The sequence below is a fragment of the Jilunia laotingensis genome (genome assembly GCF_014385165.1).
GTDB classification, from domain to species: domain Bacteria; phylum Bacteroidota; class Bacteroidia; order Bacteroidales; family Bacteroidaceae; genus Bacteroides; species Bacteroides laotingensis.
The window spans coordinates 969,305-993,136 of record NZ_JACRTF010000001.1; the positions used below are offsets into that span (position 1 = coordinate 969,305).

The 23,832-nt window shown below is 43.2% G+C and carries 14 protein-coding genes and 2 pseudogenes; 5 read left to right on the top strand and 11 right to left on the bottom strand.

Annotated elements, in window-relative coordinates; translation table 11 throughout:
* Positions 1-22 precede the first annotated feature (22 nt).
* The 3 genes from H8744_RS03885 to H8744_RS03895 all read left to right on the top strand — a co-directional run bounded on the left by H8744_RS03885 (position 23) and on the right by H8744_RS03895 (position 5,113).
* Positions 23-1,858: a hypothetical protein gene (locus tag H8744_RS03885; RefSeq protein ID WP_262433591.1), complete on the top strand. Its 1,836-nt coding sequence runs from the start codon at positions 23-25 to the stop codon at positions 1,856-1,858.
* Positions 1,859-1,860: 2 nt separating this feature from the next.
* Entirely contained in the window at positions 1,861-4,338 is a 2,478-nt protein-coding gene (locus H8744_RS03890; RefSeq protein ID WP_262433592.1) for a M6 family metalloprotease domain-containing protein, read from the top strand.
* Between the two features lie 430 nt (positions 4,339-4,768).
* Entirely contained in the window at positions 4,769-5,113 is a 345-nt protein-coding gene (locus H8744_RS03895; protein WP_305067437.1) for a DUF3795 domain-containing protein, read from the top strand.
* A 17-nt stretch (positions 5,114-5,130) separates the two neighbouring features.
* Here H8744_RS03895 and H8744_RS03900 read toward each other — a convergent pair whose 3' ends face one another.
* The 5 genes from H8744_RS03900 to prfB all read right to left on the bottom strand — a co-directional run bounded on the left by H8744_RS03900 (position 5,131) and on the right by prfB (position 9,524).
* The gene (locus tag H8744_RS03900) at positions 5,131-6,423 is read right to left on the bottom strand and encodes an MgtC/SapB family protein (protein WP_262433594.1); all 1,293 of its coding nucleotides are present in this window, start codon (positions 6,421-6,423) and stop codon (positions 5,131-5,133) included.
* 46 nt (positions 6,424-6,469) lie between these two features.
* Positions 6,470-6,943: a CYTH domain-containing protein gene (locus tag H8744_RS03905; RefSeq protein WP_262433595.1), complete on the bottom strand. Its 474-nt coding sequence runs from the start codon at positions 6,941-6,943 to the stop codon at positions 6,470-6,472.
* A gap of 25 nt (positions 6,944-6,968) precedes the next feature.
* Positions 6,969-8,030 carry a porin gene (locus tag H8744_RS03910; protein ID WP_262433596.1) on the bottom strand — a complete coding sequence of 354 codons (1,062 nt, stop codon included), beginning with the start codon at positions 8,028-8,030 and terminating at the stop codon, positions 6,969-6,971.
* Between the two features lie 166 nt (positions 8,031-8,196).
* A complete protein-coding gene (locus tag H8744_RS03915; protein ID WP_262433597.1) occupies positions 8,197-8,331 on the bottom strand; it encodes a hypothetical protein in 135 nt (44 codons plus the stop codon).
* Positions 8,332-8,410: 79 nt separating this feature from the next.
* Positions 8,411-9,524, bottom strand: a protein-coding gene (gene prfB / locus H8744_RS03920) for a peptide chain release factor 2 (protein ID WP_305067337.1) whose coding sequence is annotated in 2 segments (ribosomal slippage) — positions 8,411-9,460 and positions 9,462-9,524 — 1,113 coding nt in all. Because the reading frame shifts where the segments join, the coding sequence is not laid out codon by codon here.
* A gap of 133 nt (positions 9,525-9,657) precedes the next feature.
* Here prfB and H8744_RS03925 point away from each other — a divergent pair.
* On the top strand, positions 9,658-12,576 hold the full coding sequence (locus tag H8744_RS03925; RefSeq protein ID WP_262433598.1) for a M16 family metallopeptidase: 2,919 nt from the start codon (positions 9,658-9,660) through the stop codon (positions 12,574-12,576).
* A gap of 89 nt (positions 12,577-12,665) precedes the next feature.
* On the opposite strand, the gene H8744_RS03930 is transcribed toward H8744_RS03925, so the two are convergent.
* Positions 12,666-14,474, bottom strand: a complete 1,809-nt coding sequence (locus H8744_RS03930) for an AMP-dependent synthetase/ligase (RefSeq protein WP_262433599.1) — start codon at positions 14,472-14,474, stop codon at positions 12,666-12,668.
* Between the two features lie 89 nt (positions 14,475-14,563).
* Here H8744_RS03930 and H8744_RS03935 point away from each other — a divergent pair, with 89 nt between their 5' ends.
* Complete coding sequence (locus H8744_RS03935) at positions 14,564-15,631, top strand: M20 family metallo-hydrolase (protein WP_262433600.1); 1,068 nt, start codon at positions 14,564-14,566, stop codon at positions 15,629-15,631.
* Between the two features lie 188 nt (positions 15,632-15,819).
* Here H8744_RS03935 and H8744_RS03940 read toward each other — a convergent pair whose 3' ends face one another.
* From H8744_RS03940 to H8744_RS18825, 5 genes and pseudogenes are all read right to left on the bottom strand, one after another.
* On the bottom strand, positions 15,820-17,007 hold the full coding sequence (locus H8744_RS03940; protein ID WP_262433601.1) for a DUF418 domain-containing protein: 1,188 nt from the start codon (positions 17,005-17,007) through the stop codon (positions 15,820-15,822).
* Positions 17,008-18,138 carry an aldose epimerase family protein gene (locus H8744_RS03945; protein WP_262433602.1) on the bottom strand — a complete coding sequence of 377 codons (1,131 nt, stop codon included), beginning with the start codon at positions 18,136-18,138 and terminating at the stop codon, positions 17,008-17,010.
* 23 nt (positions 18,139-18,161) lie between these two features.
* Positions 18,162-20,642 carry a glutaminase domain-containing protein gene (locus H8744_RS03950; protein WP_262433603.1) on the bottom strand — a complete coding sequence of 827 codons (2,481 nt, stop codon included), beginning with the start codon at positions 20,640-20,642 and terminating at the stop codon, positions 18,162-18,164.
* 50 nt (positions 20,643-20,692) lie between these two features.
* Positions 20,693-21,691: pseudogene (locus H8744_RS18820) on the bottom strand (glycoside hydrolase family 76 protein); the annotation flags it as partial.
* A 39-nt stretch (positions 21,692-21,730) separates the two neighbouring features.
* Positions 21,731-22,711: pseudogene (locus tag H8744_RS18825) on the bottom strand (glycoside hydrolase family 43 protein); the annotation flags it as partial.
* Positions 22,712-23,832 lie beyond the last annotated feature (1,121 nt).

Genomic DNA, 23,832 nt, shown 5'->3' on the forward strand with positions numbered 1-23,832 from the left:
ATAACATCAAAAGGATAAGTCTATGATAAGAAAATTTACTCTACTGATCGTATTGGCCTTGGCAACTTTCTGCAGCATCCATGCGCAAGTAATATTGCGTTATGGCCCAGATATAGACAAAGGATGGGGAGACGCATCGTCCGTAATTACACCGTATGTGTCGTTCGGTACCGATTTTGTCACTCCTTACTCTGGTAATAAAATTACAAAAATACGCATAGGGGTATGTTCTGAGGGAACAAACGTATATCTGTACATCAAACAAAAACCGGAAGACACACAGAGTATCTATCGGCAAAAAATAGAAAACCTACATACCGGGTGGAACGAAATCACCCTCGACACTCCTTTCAACATAACCGGTACCGACAACATTACCATAGGTTATAAAGCATCCTTTGCCGCTGCCGGAGGAGTAGGCTACAGTCTGGAAAAATTCTCAGACGGTGATGTGATCTATTATAATAGCAAGAATAAGTGGACATCCACAGGAGGTTCGGTATGCATTCAAGCCATTGTCGAAGGCGATGAAATGCCTCAAAATGAAATGCTCATCAACAAAATAAGTGATCAGATCGCGCCCTACGAATCTTCTATGGTCACATTCACCGGTGTGGTACGCAATGTAGGTGCCAACACGGTAAACGAATATACCATAAAGTATATCGTCGATGATCAAGAGGCCGTAATCGACATAGATACCCCCGTTGCCGTAAATGCCAGTGACACTTTCTCCATCGACATTCCATCTACAGTTCCGGGCATTCACAACCTTACCATAAGTATCGACAAAGTGAATGGTGAACCGGATGCCTACGTTAACAACAACACGGCTACAGCGAAACTTACCGTACGAGATAAAGCCTTCATGCGTCGTGTGGTTTGCGAAGAATATACCGGGATGTGGTGTGGATGGTGTCCGCGCGGACTGGTCGGACTGGAACTTATGAAAGAAAAATACCCTGACCAGTTCATTGCAATAAGCGTCCACGGTGGTGACGTGTTGGAAATAGATGCCGATCTGGATTACAGTTACAAACCATTTATACAATCATGTAGCGGTGCCCCAATGTGCAACATCAACCGTAAGCTAACCGGTGATCCATATGCTGACATTCAGAATCTTTTCAAGATGGAAACCTCCTCGGAAAACCATATAGCCTATCGTGCAGAAGCGGAATGGAATGCCGACAGCACGGCTATCAATCTGACGTCTGTCTATTATTCCGACATTGACATAGTCGATCCCCAATACCGCATCGCATACACCATAACGGAAGACTCTGTGACTGGTTATGTTCAGACCAACTATTATGCAGGAGGGAAAAACGGCTATATGTACGGTTGGGAGAACAAGGACGAGCATACTGACGACGTATGTTACAATGACTTGGCCCGTGCCATATTCAGCAATTATGCCGGTGATCCCTGTGGAGCAGAGACGATGACCGCTGGTACTGAATATGTAGAAACCGGTTCAATACCTATTCCTGCTACTGTCCTGAAGAAGAAAAACATACATGTTGTCGGACAGATTATAGACAGTAAAACCGGCTATATCGTCAATGCCATGATTACTACTCCAAAGGGAGTTGGAACGAGTGACATAGGAAAGAACGAGGCCGATATTGCCTCCATAAAGATCTCACGTACCGATAATATCATAAAACTTGTTCCCACAGGTAGAGAAGATACCGATGGACTTCGGGTATCCGTATTCAGCGCATCAGGTATAGAAGTCGGGGCTACATCGTTTTCATCGGGATCGGCCTACATCACCCTACCAGCGAAAGGACTCTATGTGGTCAGAGTATATGACGGGCAACGCCCCATACACATACAAAAAATAATGTATTAATTATGAAAACATTAAAGATAGTAATAGTCACTGCCTTATGCTTGTTAGCAGGCACCATAGCTCGTGCCATCCCATCCTATCCGGGAGTATTGACAATGACCCAACCAGACGGCACTACCCTATCCTACCACATCGTGGGAGACGAACATTATCACGGATTTGTCACGACTGACGGTTATTTGATCAAGCCCGACAACGCAGGCGGAATGCGATATATAGAATCAATCATGCAGGATGGGAATACGGTCATGGGCATGATAGCACATAACACAGAAACACGTCCTGCCACAGAAAAGGCTTGGTTACAGATGAAAGGTATGACGGATTTCAATACTATATACCAAGAAGCACTTCGCAGGAAATCTCCTGTCAAGCAACTACCGGGTCCGAGTTTCCCTACCACCGGGAATCTGAAGGGAATCGTCCTGCTCGTTGAGTTTGCAGACAATGCCATGCAGGAAGGACATGACAGCAAGCTGTTTCATTCAGTGATGAACGATGAGAATTACACCCTCAACGGTGCTACAGGCAGTACACGCGATTATTTCGTGGCGCAGTCCATGGGAAAATTTACACCCGATTTTGATGTATTCGGCCCTATCAAGCTTAAAAAAAGTATGATGCACTACGGACAAAACGACCGTTTCGGCAATGATTCCAACCCCGGTCAAATGGTGAAAGAAGCCTGTGAATACGCCAGCGAGCAACTCGGGGTAGATTTCAGCAAGTATGACTATAATAATGACAATGTGGTGGATTTTGTATACATCATCTATGCCGGTTATGCAGAAAGCTACGGTGCGTCAAGCAATACAATCTGGCCACATGCCTCCAACCTGACCTCTTTAGGGATAGATTGCAACGTGAACGGTAAACAGGTGCAACGCTACGCCTGTTCGAGTGAACTGAAGTATGTATCGGGAACGCAACTTGAAGGTATAGGCACATTCTGCCATGAGTTCGGACACGTACTCGGACTTCCCGATATGTATAATACCTACAATCAACAGCGTGTACAACTCGGAGCATGGGATATCATGGACACGGGCAGTTATAACAATGAATCGCACACACCACCGGCATATTCGGCTTTCGAACGTTACAGCCTCGGCTGGATGGAATTGACCGAAATAGACACACCGGCCGACTCCATGACACTGGCCGAGCTGACCGAGAATAATGTGGCCTATCGCATAAGTACAGCTGACGAGAATGAATTTTTCACTTTGGAAAATCGCCAACAACGAGGCTGGGATGCATATCAACCCGGACGGGGACTAATGATAATACATATCGCTTACGAATCCTCCGCTTGGGATGGCAACTTTGTCAATGCGGGTAACATACAACGTTATGATTTGGTGGAAGCCGATGGAACCCAAGGTACCGAACAGGAAACGGACCTTTATCCCACAGCCACTAACAATTTGTTTACAGATTATTCCGTACCCAACTCACTGGCTTGGAACGGAACGCCTACAGACAAGGGGGTGACAAACATACGTGACAATAACGGAGTGATATCATTCCGATTCATGAAAGATCGTTTGCATCGCCCTGTAGCCGAAGAGGCGACAAACATAACGGCAGAATCGTTCATCGCACAATGGCAACCCGTTGACGGAGCCGAGAGCTATCGCCTTAACGTTTCCGAAATCCTCCCCGACTCCATCAATCCGATCATAACCGAAGAAGAATTTTCACTGATGACGGAAGGGAACTACCCCAAAGCCGATATCAACGACATAGGAGAAGCACTGGACAGTTACTTGTCACAACCGGGATGGTATGGCTCAAAAATATATCAGGCGGGCGGCTATATGCTTGTAGGATACTACGGACAATCAGGCTCACTCAGATCTCCCCTATTCGACCTGTCCGGCAATAACCGAGAATGCACTGTCGCATTCCATGTTGCCTCTTATCCAGGGAAAACAGTCAGCTATACGGTCAGCATGATTGATATAGATACAAATACAACAGTCGAAGAATATAACCTGAAAGCCAATAAGACGGAAACTGAAGTAATTCTGCGCTTCCATCAAGGAACACGTCGGACACGTCTCTCCATAGATACCAATAAAGAGCGAATCTACTTCAATAATCTACGCATACTGAAAGGCTCTGTAGCCGATGATGCGGTATGGACGGTCGGCCCCAAAGAATGGAAGATTGACAACATCCCAGATACAAGTTACAAGGTGGACGGCCTGACCAGCAACCGTACTTATCTATACAATGTACAAGCACTCTCGGCCGAAGAACAAAGAAGTTCATTACCATCCAATAATATCAGTGTGACGACCCAAATAAGTACCGGCATAGAGCATATGGAAAACGATGCCGATAATCCTGTAATCGCGACCATTTATTACGATATCACCGGATGTAAAGTGACACAGCCCCGAAACGGAATGTATATTCGCAGAGATACTCATGAAAACGGTATGATACGCATTTCAAAAATATTTATTCCATAGATAAAATCCTATATAGAATAGAATAAAGCAGCACTTGCCAAACGGGAAATGTAGAGTAATGCACTCAAGCAGTAACGTCTTCCTTTTCCAAAGCAATAAAAACGCTTACTTAAAGGACTATCATCGAGGAGCTTGCACATATATCCTCCGACTTTAACATTAAAAACATCCGGATGTAATAGCATAAAACATCCGGATGTTTTGATATATAACATCCGGGTGTTATTTCATAAAACATGGGGGTGTTTTGAATGATTATCTTTGAATTTAATTCCCTGACAAAGCACATTCCTTTGAGTGAATACCATCATTTATCCCCTCATCCGTGGAATACTTCCCTACTTTTATTGTAATATTGAATTAATATGCCAAACAAATACTTATCTTTGCGATACTATCACTGTCCAAACAAACTGATAACCAAAGAATGATGAAACAATTAATTGCGTGTTGCGGAATAGATTGCGAAAATTGCGATGCCCGTATGGCTACTATTGCAAATGACAATGAGTTAAGGGAAAAAACCGCTCAAAAGTGGAGCGTAATGAATAATACATCCGAGATCACAGCGGCAACTATAAATTGCATGGGTTGTCGTTCAAATGGGATTAAATTTGCATACTGCAGCGACTATTGCGAAATACGCAAATGCGTAAAGGAAAAAGGATTTGATACCTGCGGTGACTGTAAAGAGTTAGATAATTGCCAGATAGTCGGTTCTATTTTCAAACACAATCCCAGTGCAAAAGAGAATCTTGTATCTCTCGATATATAACTCAGCCAGATGGAAAATTACAAAATATAAAACACAACCAATATCACCGCATTGATAGCCACTACACATCCGAATCCCCCAAAAATCCATTTTCGCAACTTGCTCCCCTGACCGGCAAAGAACAGAGCATAACACATGTTCACCAGAATATTGCTCACAATTGCCTGCATACAACATGCTGTAATCACAGAAGCTGCTACTCCACCCGTACTCTGCAAAAGATTCAGGATGAACGGAGTAATATCACTCAATCCGGAAACAAAGGAAAGTAGATTCAAGCCGCTTGTTCCTGCATAGATTAAAGTATAATGCGTCAATATGGTGAAGACAACGAATAAGACAGCAAAAATCAAGGCAACTTTAAACTCCAAGGGATTACTGCTGTCTTCTTCTTCCACAGACGCAATATCACCGTTACGTTTGTGACGGGAATGGACAAACCAACCCACACCGGCAGCAACGAATGCCATGATAAGCAGGTAAGGATATATATCCGTAAAGATTTCCTTGCTGAATATGGATATAAGGATCAAAAATCGAAAGAACATCATGCTGACAGCCAGCAACATGGCAGCCACATATTCGGTAGCTTGCCCGGAATGATTATCACGGCTCTTGCGTGCCAACACGGAAATGGTTGCAGTGCTGCTATATAATCCACCGATAATGCCGGAAACCAATACACCCGACTCACGGAACACATATCGTTTCAGTAAATAAGACAGATAAGAGATACCCGAAACCACGACCGTGGCCAACCAAATGGAATAAGGTGTCAGATTGATGCCAGGAATCAAATTCTTGTCGGGAAGCATCGGAAGGATAATTCCACTTATCGCCAAGAACTTGGCGAGAGTGATCATCTCATCGTTCTTCATACGTTGTGCAAATTCCGTGAAAGTATGCTTCAGTTCAGTTAGCAACAACACGGTAACTATCACCATGACATAGAACCAAGAAGGTTGCGTGTCAACAATCGGTGCAATGCAGTAGGTAATGAGTGCTATGATGATAGTAGTCACCCCGAATACATGAAATTGCGATTGCTTGACATAGTAATTCAACCCCAACAGCATTCCCAATACAGCACCTCCCCCCATGAACAATCGCATATCCGTTTTATCGAGAATATAAAGCAGATAGCCCAATATGCCTATAAAAGTAAAGGTACGGTCTGTTCCGAAAAGTGTTGTTTCCCCTTCACGCTTCAGGCTGATCCGACGTTGCGACAAGCCGATCAACAATGAAAATAAAGTGACCAGAATGAAAGTAACCAGTTCGCGCGGGAGGTAATTATAGAGTTGTTCCATACATTCGTCCGTTTTTAGATTAAGAACAAATATACAGATTATTTTGTTAACGCAACCATGTAGTATATGGATTTTTCATCAACTGAGAATTGTAATAACGTATATCTCCCGTCACTTCCACGCCTATGAAATCCGGCTTTACGAATGCTTCTTCCTCCGAACCAAGTTCTACCTCGGCTACGGTCAGCCCTTCATTCTCACCATAAAATTCATCCACCTCGAAGACGTGCGCACCGCTTCGAACCAGGTAGCGAGTCTTATCAATAATGCCTGGCTCACATAATTTCATCAGTTCTTCCGCTTCCTCCAGAGGAATCTCTTTTTCCCATTCATAACGGCTGGTACCGGAAGCATTGGAAGCACCTTTTATAGTCAGATAGCCTTTGCCATCACGAATGCGCACGCGCACGGTACGCCCCCGGGCACTACTAATATATCCCTGGATTATGCGACTTTGTGCAAAAGCCTGCGTTTTATATTCTCCTACTACGAGGAATTTGCGTTCAATTTCTTGTGACATGCGGCAAAGATAGGAAAAATAGCAATCAAAACCGTGTCATAAATTCGATAACTAACTTATCTTGTTCAGAAGGATCGGGCAAAGCACTCTTTTTATAGAAGTATTTCTCATAGTTCAAACGTATGTCTGCAACGAACGATTTAGAAAAACTAAAAGTCAATCCTCCCGTTAACCGATGACGGGCATAATCAGTGATAGCCAATTTGCCGGATTCTGTTTCTGACATCACGATACCGTCACTATGATCGGTCATCATATCATAACGTGCCAAAAAAGACATTTTATGAAAAAACTTAGGTAACGGGATATCATACACGGCAAAACTATTTATGGAATGCATGTTCTTGAAAGAATCGTGCCCATAGGTCTTATATAAATATTCGGCTTCGATGTGAAACCTATCCGTTTCATAATAAATTCCGGCATCATACATATTGACACGCACCTCAGCAGGTTTCATCATCTGTGTACTAAGAGTAAGATTCCAGCCTTTTGCAAACCAGAATTGTCCTTTCAATGAATAATTCAGCGTTTTTTGCCACTCCTTTTGTTCTGTCAGTCCCGAGCCATTGAACAACCCTCCCTCCAGAATGAAAGGCAAGACGGCATCCTTACGAGTATACGCCACTGTGGCACCGACATCCCGGACATCACCTACCTGTTTGCCGATAAACGAACGGTTGGCAAAATAACGTACGTGTGGTGAACGATGTGCATCGATTGTAAAAGGCACACGCATCTGACCAATCGTAAAGTTCACATGTTTTATCGGAAAAATACGGGTATAAGCATCCAACATACGTATCTTTCCCTGATCGGAAAGATCGATCTCCGCTTTATAGGCAACAATCGGAAGTACATTCCCCGTCAAACTAAAACGGGCATTTCTCACCTGGAAACGGCTTTCATCGGTAGCCGTCTGGTATTCATACTTTGCACGGATGGTACCATGAATGGCAGGCAGGTAATCATGCGCTTCCATCTTGGTCTTATTCAGTTTTTTGCCGTCTACCACTTCATCATTCACTTGAGCAAAGGTAGATACAGATAATAACAACCCTGCTAAAATAGTAGTTAATTTCCACATTGTTCTGATAGGTTTCTTCTTTTTCGGCCGCAAAAGTAGTCACGGCAACCTACAGGTTGATGACAAATAGATGACAAAACTATTACGCTTAGAAAATCTCATCATCCATGTTGTGGATACAAAAAGGGCTGCACGTTTTTCTCCGTACAGCCCATAAATTCTTTCTTTACCCTAAGAATGAGAAACCGACCAGCAATGCCAGTGCTAAAACGACTAATGCTATCGAAACAATTTTCAGTACTTTTTTTGCTTGTTCCTCTTCCTTCTTCGAATGACTTACTTTCTTCTTATTCTTACCCATATCTGTTTTAGCTTTAAAGTTCAACGCTAACAAAGTAAGAATAAATATTTTAACCAGCCAAAGAGAACGGGAAGTTTTTTTATTCTTCCGATGAAAACTCCATCAGATAGGCCTTGATAAAGTCCTCTATCTTACCATCCATCACACCGTTGACATCCGATGTCTGATAGTTGGTACGATGATCCTTCACCCGGCGGTCGTCAAACACATAACTTCGTATTTGCGATCCCCATTCGATCTTTTTCTTTCCTGCTTCCACCTTTGCCTGTTCGGACATACGATGTTGCAACTCTTTATCATAAAGAATGGAACGCAATTGACGCATTGCATTTTCCTTATTCTTAGGCTGGTCCCGGGTTTCAGTATTTTCGATCAGTATCTCTTCTTCCTCGCCTGTATAGGGATCTTTAAACTGGTAACGCAGACGAACACCGGACTCCACCTTATTTACATTCTGCCCACCGGCTCCTCCCGAACGGAAGGTATCCCAGGAAATCCGGGCTTGTTCGATGTTCACTTCAATACTATCGTCTACCAACGGAGTGACAAACACCGATGCAAAGGAAGTCATTCGCTTGCCCTGCGCATTATAGGGAGAAACACGCACCAAACGGTGTACTCCGTTTTCACCTTTCAAGTACCCATATGCATAATCACCTTCTATCTGAATGGTACATGTCTTGATACCGGCCTCATCACCTTCCTGAAGAGTGGAAATCGTAGCCTTATACCCATTCGTTTCGGCATAGCGCAAATACATACGCATCAACATGGAGGCCCAGTCTTGACTCTCCGTACCACCGGCTCCGGAGTTTATTTTTAATACGCAACTCATCTGATCCGCCTCTCCGCGAAGCATGTTCTTCAACTCCAGGTTTTCCACCGCTTCTAAAGCTTTGGCATATCCTTCGTCAATCTCCTGTTCGGTGACCAATTCATCCTTATAAAAATCGAAAGCCAGTGAAAGTTCTTCCGCCAGTGTATTGACATGGTTAAAACCATCGATCCACTTTTGCAGGTCTTTCACCTTCTTCATTTGTGCTTCGGCACTTTTCTGGTCATCCCAGAAACCCGGAGCTTGCGTTCTTAATTGCTCTTCTTCGACTTGAATTTTCTTCCCGTCGATGTCAAAGATACCTCCTCAGCGCATCTGTGCGCTCTTTCACGTCTTTAAGTTGTTCAATAGTAATCATTTCCTATTTATAATTTATGATTTACGTTTTTTTGATTGAAGTTATCCTACCCAATCATTTAATTAGTCTCAAGGTGCAAAGATAAGGAAAAATCTGCTACCTTTGTTTCTGTAACTAAATTGTTATCATTATTATGAATAAACTACTAAAATTATCGTACCTGTTGCTATTCTCTATGGTGGCAGCAAGTGCAAGTGGCGCTATCTCGAAGAATTATCGCTACGAAACAGTGCCGAACGATCCGTTCAAAGCACGTATTTACACATTGGACAACGGTCTGAAAGTTTACTTAACCGTCAACAAAGAGGCCCCGCGCATCCAAACTTACATTGCTGTACGTGTAGGAGGGAAAAACGATCCGGCGGAAACAACCGGTCTTGCACACTACTTTGAACACCTTATGTTCAAAGGTACTAAACAATTTGGCACTCAGAACTATGAAGCGGAGAAACCGTTACTCGACCAGATTGAACAACAATTCGAAATTTATCGCAAAACAACCGATGAAGGCGAACGTAAAGCGATCTACCATAGAATAGACAGTTTGTCTTATGAGGCTTCCAAACTGGCAATACCGAATGAATACGATAAACTGATGGCAGCTATCGGGGCTGATGGTACCAATGCTTATACTTCTTTCGACCAAACGGTGTACGAAGACAATATACCATCAAACCAAATAGAGAACTGGGCAAAAATCCAAGCCGACCGTTTTGAGAACTGTGTGATCCGTGGTTTCCACACCGAACTGGAAACAGTATACGAAGAAAAGAATATGTCATTGACCAAAGATCCGCGCAAAGTATACGAAGCCGTGCTTTCCTCACTTTTCCCGCACCACCCTTATGGAACCCAAACCGTGCTGGGTACGCAGGAGAACTTGAAAAACCCATCCATCACCAACATCAAGAATTATCATTCCACATGGTATGTACCTAACAATATGGCCATCTGTCTTTCGGGTGACTTAGATCCGGATCAGACCATTGCTACCATCGATAAATACTTCGGAAATATGAAACCTAATACTAACCTCCCCAAACTGAATTTACCAAAGGAAACACCTATCACTACTCCTATCGTGCGTGAGATATTTGGACCGGATGCTGAAAGTCTGACACTTGCATGGAGGTTCCCTGGGGCAAATAATAAATTCGAAGTTTTACAAGTTATTTCGCAAATTCTTTATAATGGAAAATCGGGACTTATCGACCTTGACCTCAACCAACAACAAAAAGTCCTTCAAGCTTATGGTTTTCCGCTAGGCATGGCAGATTATTCTGCATTGATGTTACAAGCTCAACCCAAACAGGGACAGACATTGGATGATATAAAAAATCTCCTTTTGGTAGAAATCCAAAAACTCCGATCCGGTGAATTCGATGATAAGATGTTGCAGGCCATTGTCAATAATTTCAAACTTAACGAACTCGAACTACTGGACACCAACGAAGGCCGTGCCGGCGCATTTGTCGATTCGTTTGTTTATGAGAGTGATTGGGCAGATGAAGTAAACGATATTGACCGTATGAGCAAACTGACCAAAGACGATATCGTAGCTTTCGCCAACAAATATCTGACAGACCAGAATTATGCCGCCATCTACAAGAAACAAGGCCAAGACCCGAACGAAAAGAAAATAGCCAAACCGGAAATTACTCCGATTGTCATGAACCGTGATGTTGCCAGCGACTTCCTTAAAGAAATCCAAAACAGCAACGTACAGCCCATCGAACCAGTATTCCTTGATTTCAGCAAAGACTTGACTCAATTGAAAGCAAAATCAGACATACCGGTACTGTACAAACAGAATACAAACAATGATCTCTTCCAGCTTATCTATGTTTTCGACATGGGTAACAACAATGACAAAGCATTAGGAACAGCTTTCAACTACATCGAATATCTGGGTACTTCGGATATGACTCCCGAGCAATTAAAAAGTGAATTCTACCGTCTGGCTTGCACTTTCTTTGTATCACCGAGTAATGAACGCACGTTTGTAGTGCTTTCCGGCCTGAATGAGAACATGCCTGAAGCCATGAAACTTTTCGAAAAGCTGATGGCAGATGCACAGGTTAATAAAGAGGCGTATGCTAATCTGGTAGATGATATACTCAAATCCCGTAAAGATGCCAAACTAAATCAGATGCAGAATTTCCGTCGTTTAATGAATTATGGCATGTACGGTCCGAAATCTCCGGCTACCAACATCTTAACGGAAGCAGAATTGCAAAATATGAATCCTCAGGAACTGATAGACCGCATTCACAATCAGAACAGTTACAAACACCGTATCCTGTATTATGGCCCTACCAGTTCCAAAGACCTGTTGGCGATTATCAACAAGAACCATCAAGCACCGAAAGAACTGAAAGATATTCCGGCAGGAGAAGAATTCCCACGTTTGGAAACTCCTACTACACGTATTTTATTCGCTCCCTATGAAGCCAAACAAATCTACATGACCCAATTGTCCAATCGTGGTGAGAAATTCGATCCGGCTATCGAACCTTCCCGTCAAATGTACAACGAGTATTTCGGAGGTGGTATGAACTCCATTGTCTTCCAAGAAATGCGCGAAAGCCGTGGTTTGGCTTATTCAGCTTGGGCAGGGTTCAACGAGCCTGCTTACAAGAAATATCCTTATATGTTCCAAACTCAGATCGCTACGCAAAATGACAAGATGAACGATGCGATCAAAACATTTAACGATATCATCAACAACATGCCTGAATCGGAAGCTGCATTCAAACTGGCAAAAGAAGCAATAATCGCTCGTCTGCGTACCGATCGTATCATCAAGAGCAACGTTATCTGGGCATATATCAATGCACAAGATCTCGGACAAAATGTGGACAGCCGCATTAAACTCTACAATGACGCACAGAACATGACTCTAAAAGATGTCATCGACTTCCAGAAGAAATGGATAAAAGACCGCACTTATACTTACTGCATCCTCGGTGACAAAAAAGAACTAGACATGGAGAAATTGAAAGAAGTAGGTCCGATCCAAGAACTGACACAAGAAGAAATCTTCGGATACTAAAGAATTAAAAATGAATAATTAATAATGAAAAACGGGCTGCGCTATAATATCCATTGCGCAGCCCGTTTTTCATTATTAATTATTCATTTTTAATTATCTTCATACATCTTATCAATCGCCTCCTTATAGTTTTGAGATACTACGGGACGTCTAAGTTTCAATGTATTGGTAAGTTCTCCTTTCTCCATACTAAACGGTTCGGGCAAAAGGGTGAACCGCTTAACCTGCTCATAATGGGCAAACTGTTGTTGTAAGGTATCGATACGAGCACGGAACAAGGCTACGATCTTCGGATGTTGCAACAACTCTTCCATAGTATTGTATTCGATGCCTTTTTCTTTGGCGTACTCTTTTACATAACCATATACAGGGACAATCAGTGCGGAAACAAACTTACGCTGGTCGGCAATCACAGCGATCTGGTCTATATAACGATCAATGGCCAACTTTGTCTCCAAAGCTTGCGGAGAAATATATTTGCCATTGGATGTCTTGAACAAGTCCTTGATACGTTCGGTCAAATAAAGTTGGTTTCCTTTCAGATAACCGGCATCACCGGTATGGAACCAACCGTCTTTATCGATGGCGGCAGCCGTAGCTTCAGGTTTTCGGTAATAGCCTTTTGTAATGGTTTTGCCACGTAACAAGATTTCATTGTTTTCGCCTATCTTGACCTCTAAATCAGGCATTACGGTTCCCACGGAACCGATCTCGTATCCTTCATTTTCAAAACAGGAAACGGTTGCCGTTGACTCAGTCAACCCATAACCAACCAACATATTGATGCCAACTGAATGTACGAACTCACATATTTCATCGGATACAGCCGCACCGGCCGTCGGGAAGAAATTACCGTTCTCGATACCAATTGTTTTCTTCAATAACGAATAGATGGTCTTCTCATAAAATTTATATTTCAAACGGAGCATCAATGGAGGAGTCTTCCCTTTACGGAGATAATCTATATTATGAATCTTACCGACACGGATAGCGTCCAGCATCAATGTTTTCTTTATCCCGGTGGTTTCGGCAATCTTCTCCTGCACACCATCATACACCTTCTCCCAAAAACGAGGAACACTGCACATCAACGTCGGACGAACTTCTTTTATGGTAGTCTGTATATCTGCCGGACGGAGATTAATGCAAATCTGCACACCTTTATGTACACAAAGGTAGCACCACGCCTTTTCAAACACATGAGTCAACGGCAAGAAATTCATCGAAACGTCTTCATCCGTCATATCTACCAGACGGATATCGTGGATACGCAATGCCTCCAAATAGCAGGAGTGATGTAACATGACACCTTTCGGTTCACCCGTAGTACCGGAAGTATAAAGAATATTTGCCAAATCATCCGCTGAAGCACGGGAAGTACGTTCCTCTACCTCTTCATTATGAGGAAGTCCTTCGCCCATAGCCAAAAATTCATCGTAGTAGATAGAGGAAACATCACGCGGATCTTTCACTACGGCACGGTCAAAAATTATGATCTGCTGCAAAGACTGGCAAAAGCCGAATATACTGAAAGCTGCATTATACTGGTACTGCTCGCCTACAAACAGGAAGCGTATCTGCGCATCATTGATAATGTATTGAGCCTGCGCCGGAGAACTGGTGGCATACAGTGGTATAGTCACCGCACGATTGGCAAAAGCTGCAAAATCCGTATAAAGACACTCCGGCTTGTTTTGGGAAAAAATGCCGATGTTCTCCCCTTCTTTTACTCCCAATGCAACCATCGCATTGGCTGCTACTCTCACTATATCCGAGAACTGTTTCCAAGAGACGGGAATCCATTGGGCAGTCTGATAATCCCGATACTTAAGTGCCACCTTGTCGCCATACTTTTCGGCCTGGCGATGAACCAAGACAGCTAAATGATGATAAATCATATCCTTCTTTGTTAGTAAATACCATGCAAAGGTAGCAGTTTCATTTGAAACTATCGTCTTTTTCAAATAATTATCAGTAAGTTTGCAACATGAAATATGATGTAACTTACTTAACAACCGAGGCCGTAAGCCTGCTTAAGTCGCTTATAGCCATTCCTTCTGTCAGCCGGGAAGAGGCAGCGGCAGCCGACTTTCTGCAAAACTACATAGAAGCCGAAGGTATGACCACCGGACGTAAAGGAAACAATGTCTGGTGTCTCAGCCCGATGTTCGACCTTAAAAAGCCGGTCATTTTGCTCAACTCCCACATCGATACCGTAAAACCTGTCAACGGTTGGCGGAAAGATCCGTTCACACCTCGCGAAGAGAACGGGAAACTTTACGGTCTGGGCAGCAATGATGCAGGAGCCAGCGTAGTTACACTTTTACAGGTGTTCCTGCAACTATGCCGCACGCAGCAGGCGTACAATCTCATTTATCTTGCTTCCTGTGAAGAGGAGATTTCCGGTAAGGACGGCATTGAAAGTGTATTGAAAGGACTGCCCCCTATTTCATTTGCTATTGTAGGCGAACCGACTGAAATGCAACCTGCCATTGCAGAAAAAGGATTGATGGTTCTGGATGTCACAGCAACCGGAAAAGCCGGCCATGCTGCCCGCGACGAGGGAGACAATGCTATCTATAAAGTACTGGATGACATCGCGTGGTTTCGCGATTATCATTTCAAAAAAGAATCTCCCCTACTCGGTTCCGTCAAAATGAGCGTAACGGTAATCAATGCCGGTACACAACATAATGTAATACCGGATCGTTGCACCTTTGTCGTAGATGTGCGAAGTAACGAACTCTATTCCAACGAGGAATTATTTGCAGAAATACAAAAACATATTTCCTGTAAAGCCCAAGCCCGTTCGTTCCGCCTCAACTCATCACACATAGAGGAGAAGCATCCGTTTGTCCAAAAAGCCATCCAGTTAGGCCGTGTACCTTTCGGTTCTCCTACCCTGTCCGATCAGGCACTGATGCCTTTCCCATCTGTAAAAATAGGACCGGGACGTTCTTCCCGTTCGCATACAGCAGAAGAATACATTTTATTGAAAGAGATGGAAGAAGCGATTAAATTGTATTTTGATTTATTGGACGGATTGAAGATATAAAATTCACTTAAATGATAATTAAAGAATTTAGAAACATAAAAAATGCGAGGCTTTTTAGAGTCTCGCATTTTTCCAATAAATAATTTCTTATGCGATTATAACGGTTGTCCACACTATTCAACAGCCATTATATAGCCATCTAGAGATCTCTTTGTTCATTGCAAACATACACAAACCGTATAACTATTCTATCTCCGGAACTTCACCGGACGCATCCACGTACACACGCGCCACAGCCATTCTACCGGTCCATAATAAAATCTCTTTATCCACCAATTGCTATACAATATCTGGAGCAGGGCGATACACAGACCGACACATGCACTCCATGTAGGGCCACAATAAGGTGTCAGGTACAAACCGAAACCGTAGAAAAGAAAAACACCTAACCAAGATTGTGCCATGTAATTCGTGACACTCATTTTTCCAACGGGCGAAAGACGGTCGAGAACTTTCTTTGCGTTCCATTGGTAATAGGCAAGCATAAACAGGCAAATGTATAACATCATATGCCCTAAGGCAGCAAAGTTCCGGAACAGGGTTACGCCTGTGTCAAGAGCAGCTCCGTCCAGTCCGGTAGCAGGAATGATCCACCATGCAATTGGATAGAAGATAGCCATAACCGCCACACTGTAAGGTAGTAAACGCTTACTGTATTTCACCATCTTTGCCTCGTCCTTGTGTATCCCGGCACGTCCGATCAACAAACCGATGATAAACAAGCCGATCAATTGCATATAGCGATAGTTGTTGATCACCCAAAGACATTTGGTCATCTGTCCTTTCACCATATTGTAACGGATGACATCCCAAAAGGAGCCTTCCGTAAACACAATACTACTTTCATGATACAAAGCATCCATGTATGCTTCGGATGAAACAGGCACATTATCTCTCAATTGAGAAAAGAAGATAACAAAACCCGGTATCTGCAAAAAGAGAATGATAGCCAATATAAGCAGCCAACGGGAAGGGACATTATAGAAAAGCACAAGCAACACACCGAGAACGGCATATACTATAAAGAATTCTCCCATGTAAAAGCATCCGTTGATGTAGCCTAAAACAAACAGCAGGAAAAGCCGCCAGACGAAACGTACCCGAAAATCGACTCCTTTGGATGCTTGGCTGTCCATCTGCATAAAGAAACTCAGACCGAACAACAAAGAGAAGATGGCATACGCCTTTCCGGCAAAAAGAAATTGAATGGTAGTAAAAACGGTCGTGTCTGTGGACACTGGCGGGGGGCTGACTAAAGGATAAGATAAGTCGAAATGCTCCATGCAGTGCCATAGCACAATGCCGATAATGGCAAATCCCCTGAGCGCATCAATCGAGTCGATGCGCTTCTTGGGGATTAATGTCTGATGTTCCATTTATTTGTCTACAGAGAATTTGAAGATACAACGGGTATTGTACTTCTCTCCCGGACGCAATACGGCTGATGGCCATTCGGGTTTGTTCGGAGTGTCAGGATATTTGTCAGTCTCCAGACAAACAGAAGCACGCTGATTGTAAACAATTCCTTTTTTACCCTTCACGGTTCCGTTCAGGAAGTTTCCGGCATAGAACTGCACACCCGGTTCATCGGTATACACATCCATCACGATACCTGTTTTCGGAGAGGAAAGTGTGGCACACTTGCGAGTGATATCACCTTTGGTGTTCAACACCCAGTTATGGTCGTAACCATTTCCGTTCTTGAGTTGTTCGAAATCATAGTTGTTGATACGGGTGCCGATCGGAGTCGGTGTACGGAAATCCATCGGAGTACCTTCTACCGCTGCAAATTCGCCTGAAGTCATGAAGGTGCTGTCTACCGGGGTAAAGTAATCGGCATCGATCATCAGCAAATGATCGGCATTGCTTCCGGCATCGCCATCCAGATTGAAATATGAATGGTTGGTCATATTGACGATTGTCGGCTTATCTGTCTCTGCCTCGTACTTAATGTCGATGGCATTATCATCGGTCAACGTCATCACCACCTTGCAGTTCAGATTGCCGGGGAAGCCTTCTTCACCATCCTTGGCCAGATAAGTGAGTTCCACTTCCTGGGGACTAACCTGTTTGGCATCAAAAATCTGATACTGGAAGCCTTTCGGACCACCGTGCAGACAATGACCGTAATTATTACGAGGCAACTGATACTCCACACCGTCCAGCGTGAAACGTCCCTGATTGATACGGTTGGCATAACGTCCTATAGAAGCTCCGAAGTCAGAAGGAATCGTCAGATAATCCTGGATCGAATCGAAGCCCAGCACTACATCACGCATCACTCCATCTCTATCGGGCACCATCACAGATACGATACGCCCACCGAAGTTCGTCACACAAACCTCCATGTTATTCGCATTGCGAAGCACATACAGATCGGTCTTCTTGCCATCTACTTCTTTCTGGAAGTTGCTTTGCAACAAACCGGATTCGGTCGGTTTCTCACCGGGAGCAGCACAGCTCGCCAGCAACAGGGCACCGAGCGCCCATACTGAAATTTTCTTCATGATAATAGGTACATTTAAAATAGTTACTTATTTAGTTTACCTTCAAGCATCTTAATGAAATAACCACCAACTACGGAACGAGCTTGGAATCCTCTCTGCTCGGGCGTATCCGTAAATACCCAGTCGGACATCGGCACGCGGCTTGTAGTCTCGTTGACATACAGGTGTACCGGTGCGATGAACTGCTCAAAAGTAGCTTTATCGGGTGCCAGAGTAGCTGTCCACATGATCCAGTCAGTCTTGGTATAGTTTTCGCGATTGTCAAGGGGCAAACCATACTTATTTTGTTTCGTAAGATAGTAAGGAATCTCCACCTGTGCAATGGTTTCAGGGAATATCTGCAAATTCAGCAGTTTATCCCATACCAGATTGTATTTCTGGCTCCATGTACCCGGCTGGTCGAAAGTCAAGCGGTAATGATCACCGTCATTAGCCATCTTTTCCCATTCTACTGCCATCTCTTTTGCTTTCTGAGTATATTTCTCAGCAACATCCTTCTTACCCTGCATATCTGCCAGATAACCATAAGAAGCAATAGCCAAAATGGCTTTGATAGAAAGGTTGGCATTATGCGCAAAGTGTCCTGCGAAGTCGTCCGTACAGAGCTGGTTCTCCGGGTCAAGTCCGTTTTCTACCAGATAATCAGTCCAGGTAGTAAGTACATCCCAATGTTTCTGTGCATAGTCGGCATTGCCTTCCACTGCGGCAATTGCAGCAGCCAATATCAGCATGTTACCACTCTCTTCAACCGGCATGTCGCCTCCATAAGTTTGTCCGTTGGCCAATGGATAAGTACCAACATCGTGGGCAGCAAACGGTTTGTTCCATTTTCCGCTTTCACTATAATAGAAGATGTGGTTCATCAGAGCCTTGGCCAGTTCCGGATTATAGATCAGGAAGAGAGGGGATGAAGGATAAGTGATATCGACCGTACCGATGGAGCCGTTACTGAAATTCTCTTTCGACAAGAAGAGCAGGTCTTTATTCGGAGCTTCCACTAACTTGTGGGCGCTGATAGCCTGGCGATAAGCCAAAGCACAGAGTTCGGCATATTTACGGCCACCGGCCTCGGTTGCCTCTCTCATCAACTGATTATCGAAAGCTGTACATTTGTCCATCAAGATGTCGTATTCCTGCTCGGCTTTATGGAACTGGGAAACGATTGATTCATTTCCATTACGATTCCAGTAAGGACGAAGATTATCACCGAAATACTGAATAGAATAGATATCGTCATAACCGATCAACAAATGACCGGCAGCTTCTTTGGTATTTCCCAAGTTGCGTACCAGTGCAAGACGGTCGCGACCTTCTGCCTTGGAGGCGTCCAACTTATTTGCACAGAAATTCTTGCGCAGTTCTTGTCCGTTACCGATAGCGCATTGCGAATCTTCCCTGTCGGCAGCCAGATAGAAATAACCCCAATCTATACGAACATCATCGCCTTTCTTAGCCAGTACTTTCTGGTCACGGCTTCCGGTTTTCAGGAATACGAGGTTATCGTCTGTAAAGCTTTCAGCAATCGAAGGCTGTACAGGCATATCTACCGCCCACTGAGGACCGGCTTCGAAATACAGTTCCACATCATGCGACTGTCCGTCATTGGAAGTCACTTCATAAGAGATATAGTTTACCGGACGACTCAACAGATCCAGGTTATCCATGAAAAGAGGAGCAGTGAAAGTCAGATCGAGGTTCACCGGTCCGCAAGCAAACTTATAAAGAGTCTGCATCGGTTGCACATCGGCAGATATTTGCTGGGCAGTCTGCTCGAAACTACGTTGTCCTTCTTCTTCGTAAGAGAGTCCGAAATCAAGCAACGCACCACCAACACGATTGTAACAGTAAGCAGCGATCAGGTTCTTACCCGGTTTCAATGCAGCCAATGCCTCTGCAGGAAGTTTGGCTGATACATGCTTCTTACATGCATTACCGGTATCGACCACTTTGACACCGTTCACATAGACAATCACGTCATCATCGTGCGAGTAATTCAGATACAACTTCCTTTGAGTGGCATCCTCAGGCAAATCAACAATCCGGCGAACCCAGATATAATCTGTTGTCCATTCAGTTTTGGCTGTAGGTTCATTGTCGGTACCGAAAGCACCTTCGCCTTCTTTCCATGCAGCATCGTTAAAGTCAAGATTCTGCCATCCCTCAGCTGGTTTTTGAGTGGTGTATTTACCTGTCCACGGAGCTTGTTCGGAAGTTTCTACCAAGGTAATCAACTCCACATCCTCATCACCCATAAAACGGTAGGACTGTCCGTCCACTTTCGCAACGCCTATCAATGGAAGATCTTTTCCTGTCCAATGTTTTGTAGAGGCATCATAAAGATGATCTGTAAATGACCATCCGCTCGTATACGGGTCGATGGTCACCAACGGATAAGCCGAGGCTCTTAACTCGTTTTTACTGTCGTGTTGAACTTTGGCACCACCGCAACTTGAAAGCAATACCGCTGTCGCGCCAAAGAACAGTGTCGTTAGCTGTTTTCTCATAATTCTAAAACTTATTATATGATAACTTAATTAATTAAATTCAATATTCGTTAGCGGAGAGGAACGACCTGCATCAAAGCCGGGCAACCGCTGGCATCATAGCTCTCCATCACACCTTCGGGACAAGGCATAGAGGCATTCTTAAATGTTATATTTCTTTTCTGATCACGGTAATTCCATGCTGCATCGATGTTGAAACGCAACCAGTCGAGATACTGCGGCTGATTGCCGTCTTCGATCAGACGAATGATGTATTGGGCGAAAATCGCAGCATAAATACCTTGTTCCACCCCGTTCTTGAATGGCAGCAAGCCGCTCGAGCTACACATGACATTACGGACATAGTCTGCTCCGAGGATAGCATCGTCCAGATATCTCTTCTCTTTTGTTTCTTTATAGAGCATGACTGCCGAACCGATAAAAGTAGCCTGATTGTAAAGCTGGGTCTTCCAATCGATGTCCATGCCGTTCTGTCTTTGGAAATGATAATGCATATTGTCGGCGATGCATCCTTTCTCAGCATCAAAGAAGACATTCCGTGACCAATCATAGACCTTCTTTGCCTTCTCCAGATAATCCGGATCTTTTGTAATATTATAAAGAGTCATCGCTCCGATAATGGTAGGATAATTGATGCAAGACATTTTCGCATCATGCTTAAAGTTCCACCAAAGTCCTCCCCGTTCTGGATCATAAGATTCCTTCCATACATGGTAGAAACCGGATGAAGCATGAGCCAGGTATTTAGGATCGTTCGTTATTTCATAAGCACGTGCCAGTGAAACAATCCACCACATCATGTCATCGTAGATAAACCATTCGATTTTATTGTCCCAGTTGTATTTATCATACTGCTCATAGCCACCTTGATAAATATCTTCTATCAATTGACGGTACTTGGGGTCTTTCGTACGCTTATATGCATTCATTATCATATCCCAATAAATAGCCTGCACCCAAATAGCCGCACGACCTTTGCCATCGGAAGAGATGGCATACAGTTTCATGTCGGGATTGTAAAATGTAGAATGAAATGCATCGATGGCAGTAGTAGCATCCTTTTTAGTTGCAGGACGAGGTTTTGCAAACGGGCTGGGCTTTACACCTTCAAAAGTGATCTTCACCGGTTGGATATAACCGTCTTTATCAAAATACATCCGGTCAATGCAGGTCACCCGGCTATTTATATCCGTTTCACCCAGCGGACGACGATGGTAAACGATGTACCACTCATCCTTTCCGGGACCTTTCAGCAAAGAGTGATGTCCTGCACCGGTTGCAACAGCGGGATCTTGCTGAAGTATTTTCCCGATGCGCTTAAACGGGCCGAAAGGTGAATCGGAAATAGCGTAAGCAACGCAATAATCAGGACCTCCCCAACCTCCTTCAGACCACATGAAATAATACTTTCCATTTCTCTTCAACATAAAGGGGCCTTCCGTATAATTTTCCGGTGTTACTTCTTTATAAAGAGTACCATCTTCAAAAGGCACGATACTTAAAAGATCATCAGACAATTTCACTATGTTACAATGTCCCCATCCACCATAATACATATAGTATTTTCCATCGTCATCTTTGAATACAAACTGGTCGATGGGTTGAGCGCCATTTACAATTTCCCCGATAAGCGGTTTGCCTATAGCATCCTTAAAAGGACCGGCAGGATTATCGGCAACAGCGACACCAATGCCCCCCAGTTCATTATTATGTATATCGTTACCGCCAAAGAAGAAATAATATTTATTATTTGCAGCAACTACGGAAGGTGCCCATAAAGCACGCTTCAACCAACTGATATTTTCTATCGAAAGTACACGAGAATGCTTTTTCCAATTCACCAAGTCAGGGGAAGAAAAAGCATCCATGAAAATCTGTTCTTCATAGGGTGCGGAATAAGTGGGGTAGATCCAATATTCATTACCAAAAACCGCTCCTTCCGGATCGGCATACCAACCGGGAAAAACCGGATTACCGCTCATCTGTTTTATTTCGGATGATGTTTGTGAGAAAACCGATATCGAAAAGGATAATACCAGACTTAAAAGAAAAATGTGCTTAAATTTCATGATTCAGATAACATTAGTGTTTGCAATATTTTTTTGAATGATGCAAAGGAAGCAGGAATTTGCCTAAAAGCAGGCAAATTCCTGCCCAGAAAATAATAATTACGAGCCAATCGAATTAGTATTAACCTTTTGAGCCTATGCATCGGCCATTTAATAAGAAAAATCACTGTCTTTCTTATAGCGAAATGGCTGTCTACTCATACATGTTAATCAGCAGTCGAAAATATAACGATCTTTAATAAGAAGTGGTTGAAAGTGCAACAATGCAAAAAGTTGCATGCCACTATACTAAATGTTAAAGATTCCGACTATCGCAAAAGAGGGCTTAACTGGCTGTTATCTCTGAAATCATGCAGTAAAAGCAAAAAGAAAGGAAGGTAGTCGACTGATTATCAACATATTTAAAGAAGGATTTTCTCATCGGTGATGAAGCACTTCCTCATCGGTGAGCAACACCTCGTTCATCGGTGAGCAACACCCCCTTCATCGGTGAGCAACGGGTTCTTCATCGGTGACCAAAAATCCCCCCATTTACGGGAGAAGATATTGTAAAATATTATCTTCAACATTTACTAAGCCACCTTGTACCCGATCAACGCTTGTAGATTTAACAATCGAATCAAAAGATGCAACTTTTAATAGCTAAAGGACAAAATCTATTCAGATAACAAAAGAAACCGGTATTTGAACATACACAGATTGTTCAAATGCATAAAAGATCAAAATTTGCTCTTTTTTCAACACTCTTTGTTTTTAGTTTTATAATATTAACCGTTATTTTGTGGCATTTTAAAATTATACACAAACAGTTTTTTAATTAATAAATCCTCAGAGGAATAGTTTAAAGGAATATAGTACTATAGAAGTTTGACACACAAACGACATTACTAATCTACACATAAAGGTAACGTAAAAAGATTGAAATTCAGAAAAAGCAAGAAGTCAATGGGATTAAAATTAAGGTATAAGATTGGATAAATCAAAAACTGGTTAGGGTTAGGTTTATTAGCGTACAAAAGATTGGGTGAAGGATAACATTTTATTCAACTAAAACAGAAGAAAACATTTATTTTAGATTTTTCTCGGTTTGACTTAACCGATTGAGAAATAAACTTTTAGCG

Bases quoted from the DNA above. Each gene is read 5' to 3' on its own strand.
- H8744_RS03885 (WP_262433591.1), top strand. From the start codon at position 23: ATGATAAGAAAATTTACTCTACTGATCGTATTGGCCTTGGCAACTTTC.
- H8744_RS03890 (WP_262433592.1), top strand. From the start codon at position 1,861: ATGAAAACATTAAAGATAGTAATAGTCACTGCCTTATGCTTGTTAGCA.
- H8744_RS03895 (WP_305067437.1), top strand. From the start codon at position 4,769: ATGAAACAATTAATTGCGTGTTGCGGAATAGATTGCGAAAATTGCGAT.
- H8744_RS03900 (WP_262433594.1), bottom strand. From the start codon at position 6,423: ATGGAACAACTCTATAATTACCTCCCGCGCGAACTGGTTACTTTCATT.
- H8744_RS03905 (WP_262433595.1), bottom strand. From the start codon at position 6,943: ATGTCACAAGAAATTGAACGCAAATTCCTCGTAGTAGGAGAATATAAA.
- H8744_RS03910 (WP_262433596.1), bottom strand. From the start codon at position 8,030: ATGTGGAAATTAACTACTATTTTAGCAGGGTTGTTATTATCTGTATCT.
- H8744_RS03915 (WP_262433597.1), bottom strand. From the start codon at position 8,331: ATGGGTAAGAATAAGAAGAAAGTAAGTCATTCGAAGAAGGAAGAGGAA.
- H8744_RS03925 (WP_262433598.1), top strand. From the start codon at position 9,658: ATGAATAAACTACTAAAATTATCGTACCTGTTGCTATTCTCTATGGTG.
- H8744_RS03930 (WP_262433599.1), bottom strand. From the start codon at position 14,474: ATGATTTATCATCATTTAGCTGTCTTGGTTCATCGCCAGGCCGAAAAG.
- H8744_RS03935 (WP_262433600.1), top strand. From the start codon at position 14,564: ATGAAATATGATGTAACTTACTTAACAACCGAGGCCGTAAGCCTGCTT.
- H8744_RS03940 (WP_262433601.1), bottom strand. From the start codon at position 17,007: ATGGAACATCAGACATTAATCCCCAAGAAGCGCATCGACTCGATTGAT.
- H8744_RS03945 (WP_262433602.1), bottom strand. From the start codon at position 18,138: ATGAAGAAAATTTCAGTATGGGCGCTCGGTGCCCTGTTGCTGGCGAGC.
- H8744_RS03950 (WP_262433603.1), bottom strand. From the start codon at position 20,642: ATGAGAAAACAGCTAACGACACTGTTCTTTGGCGCGACAGCGGTATTG.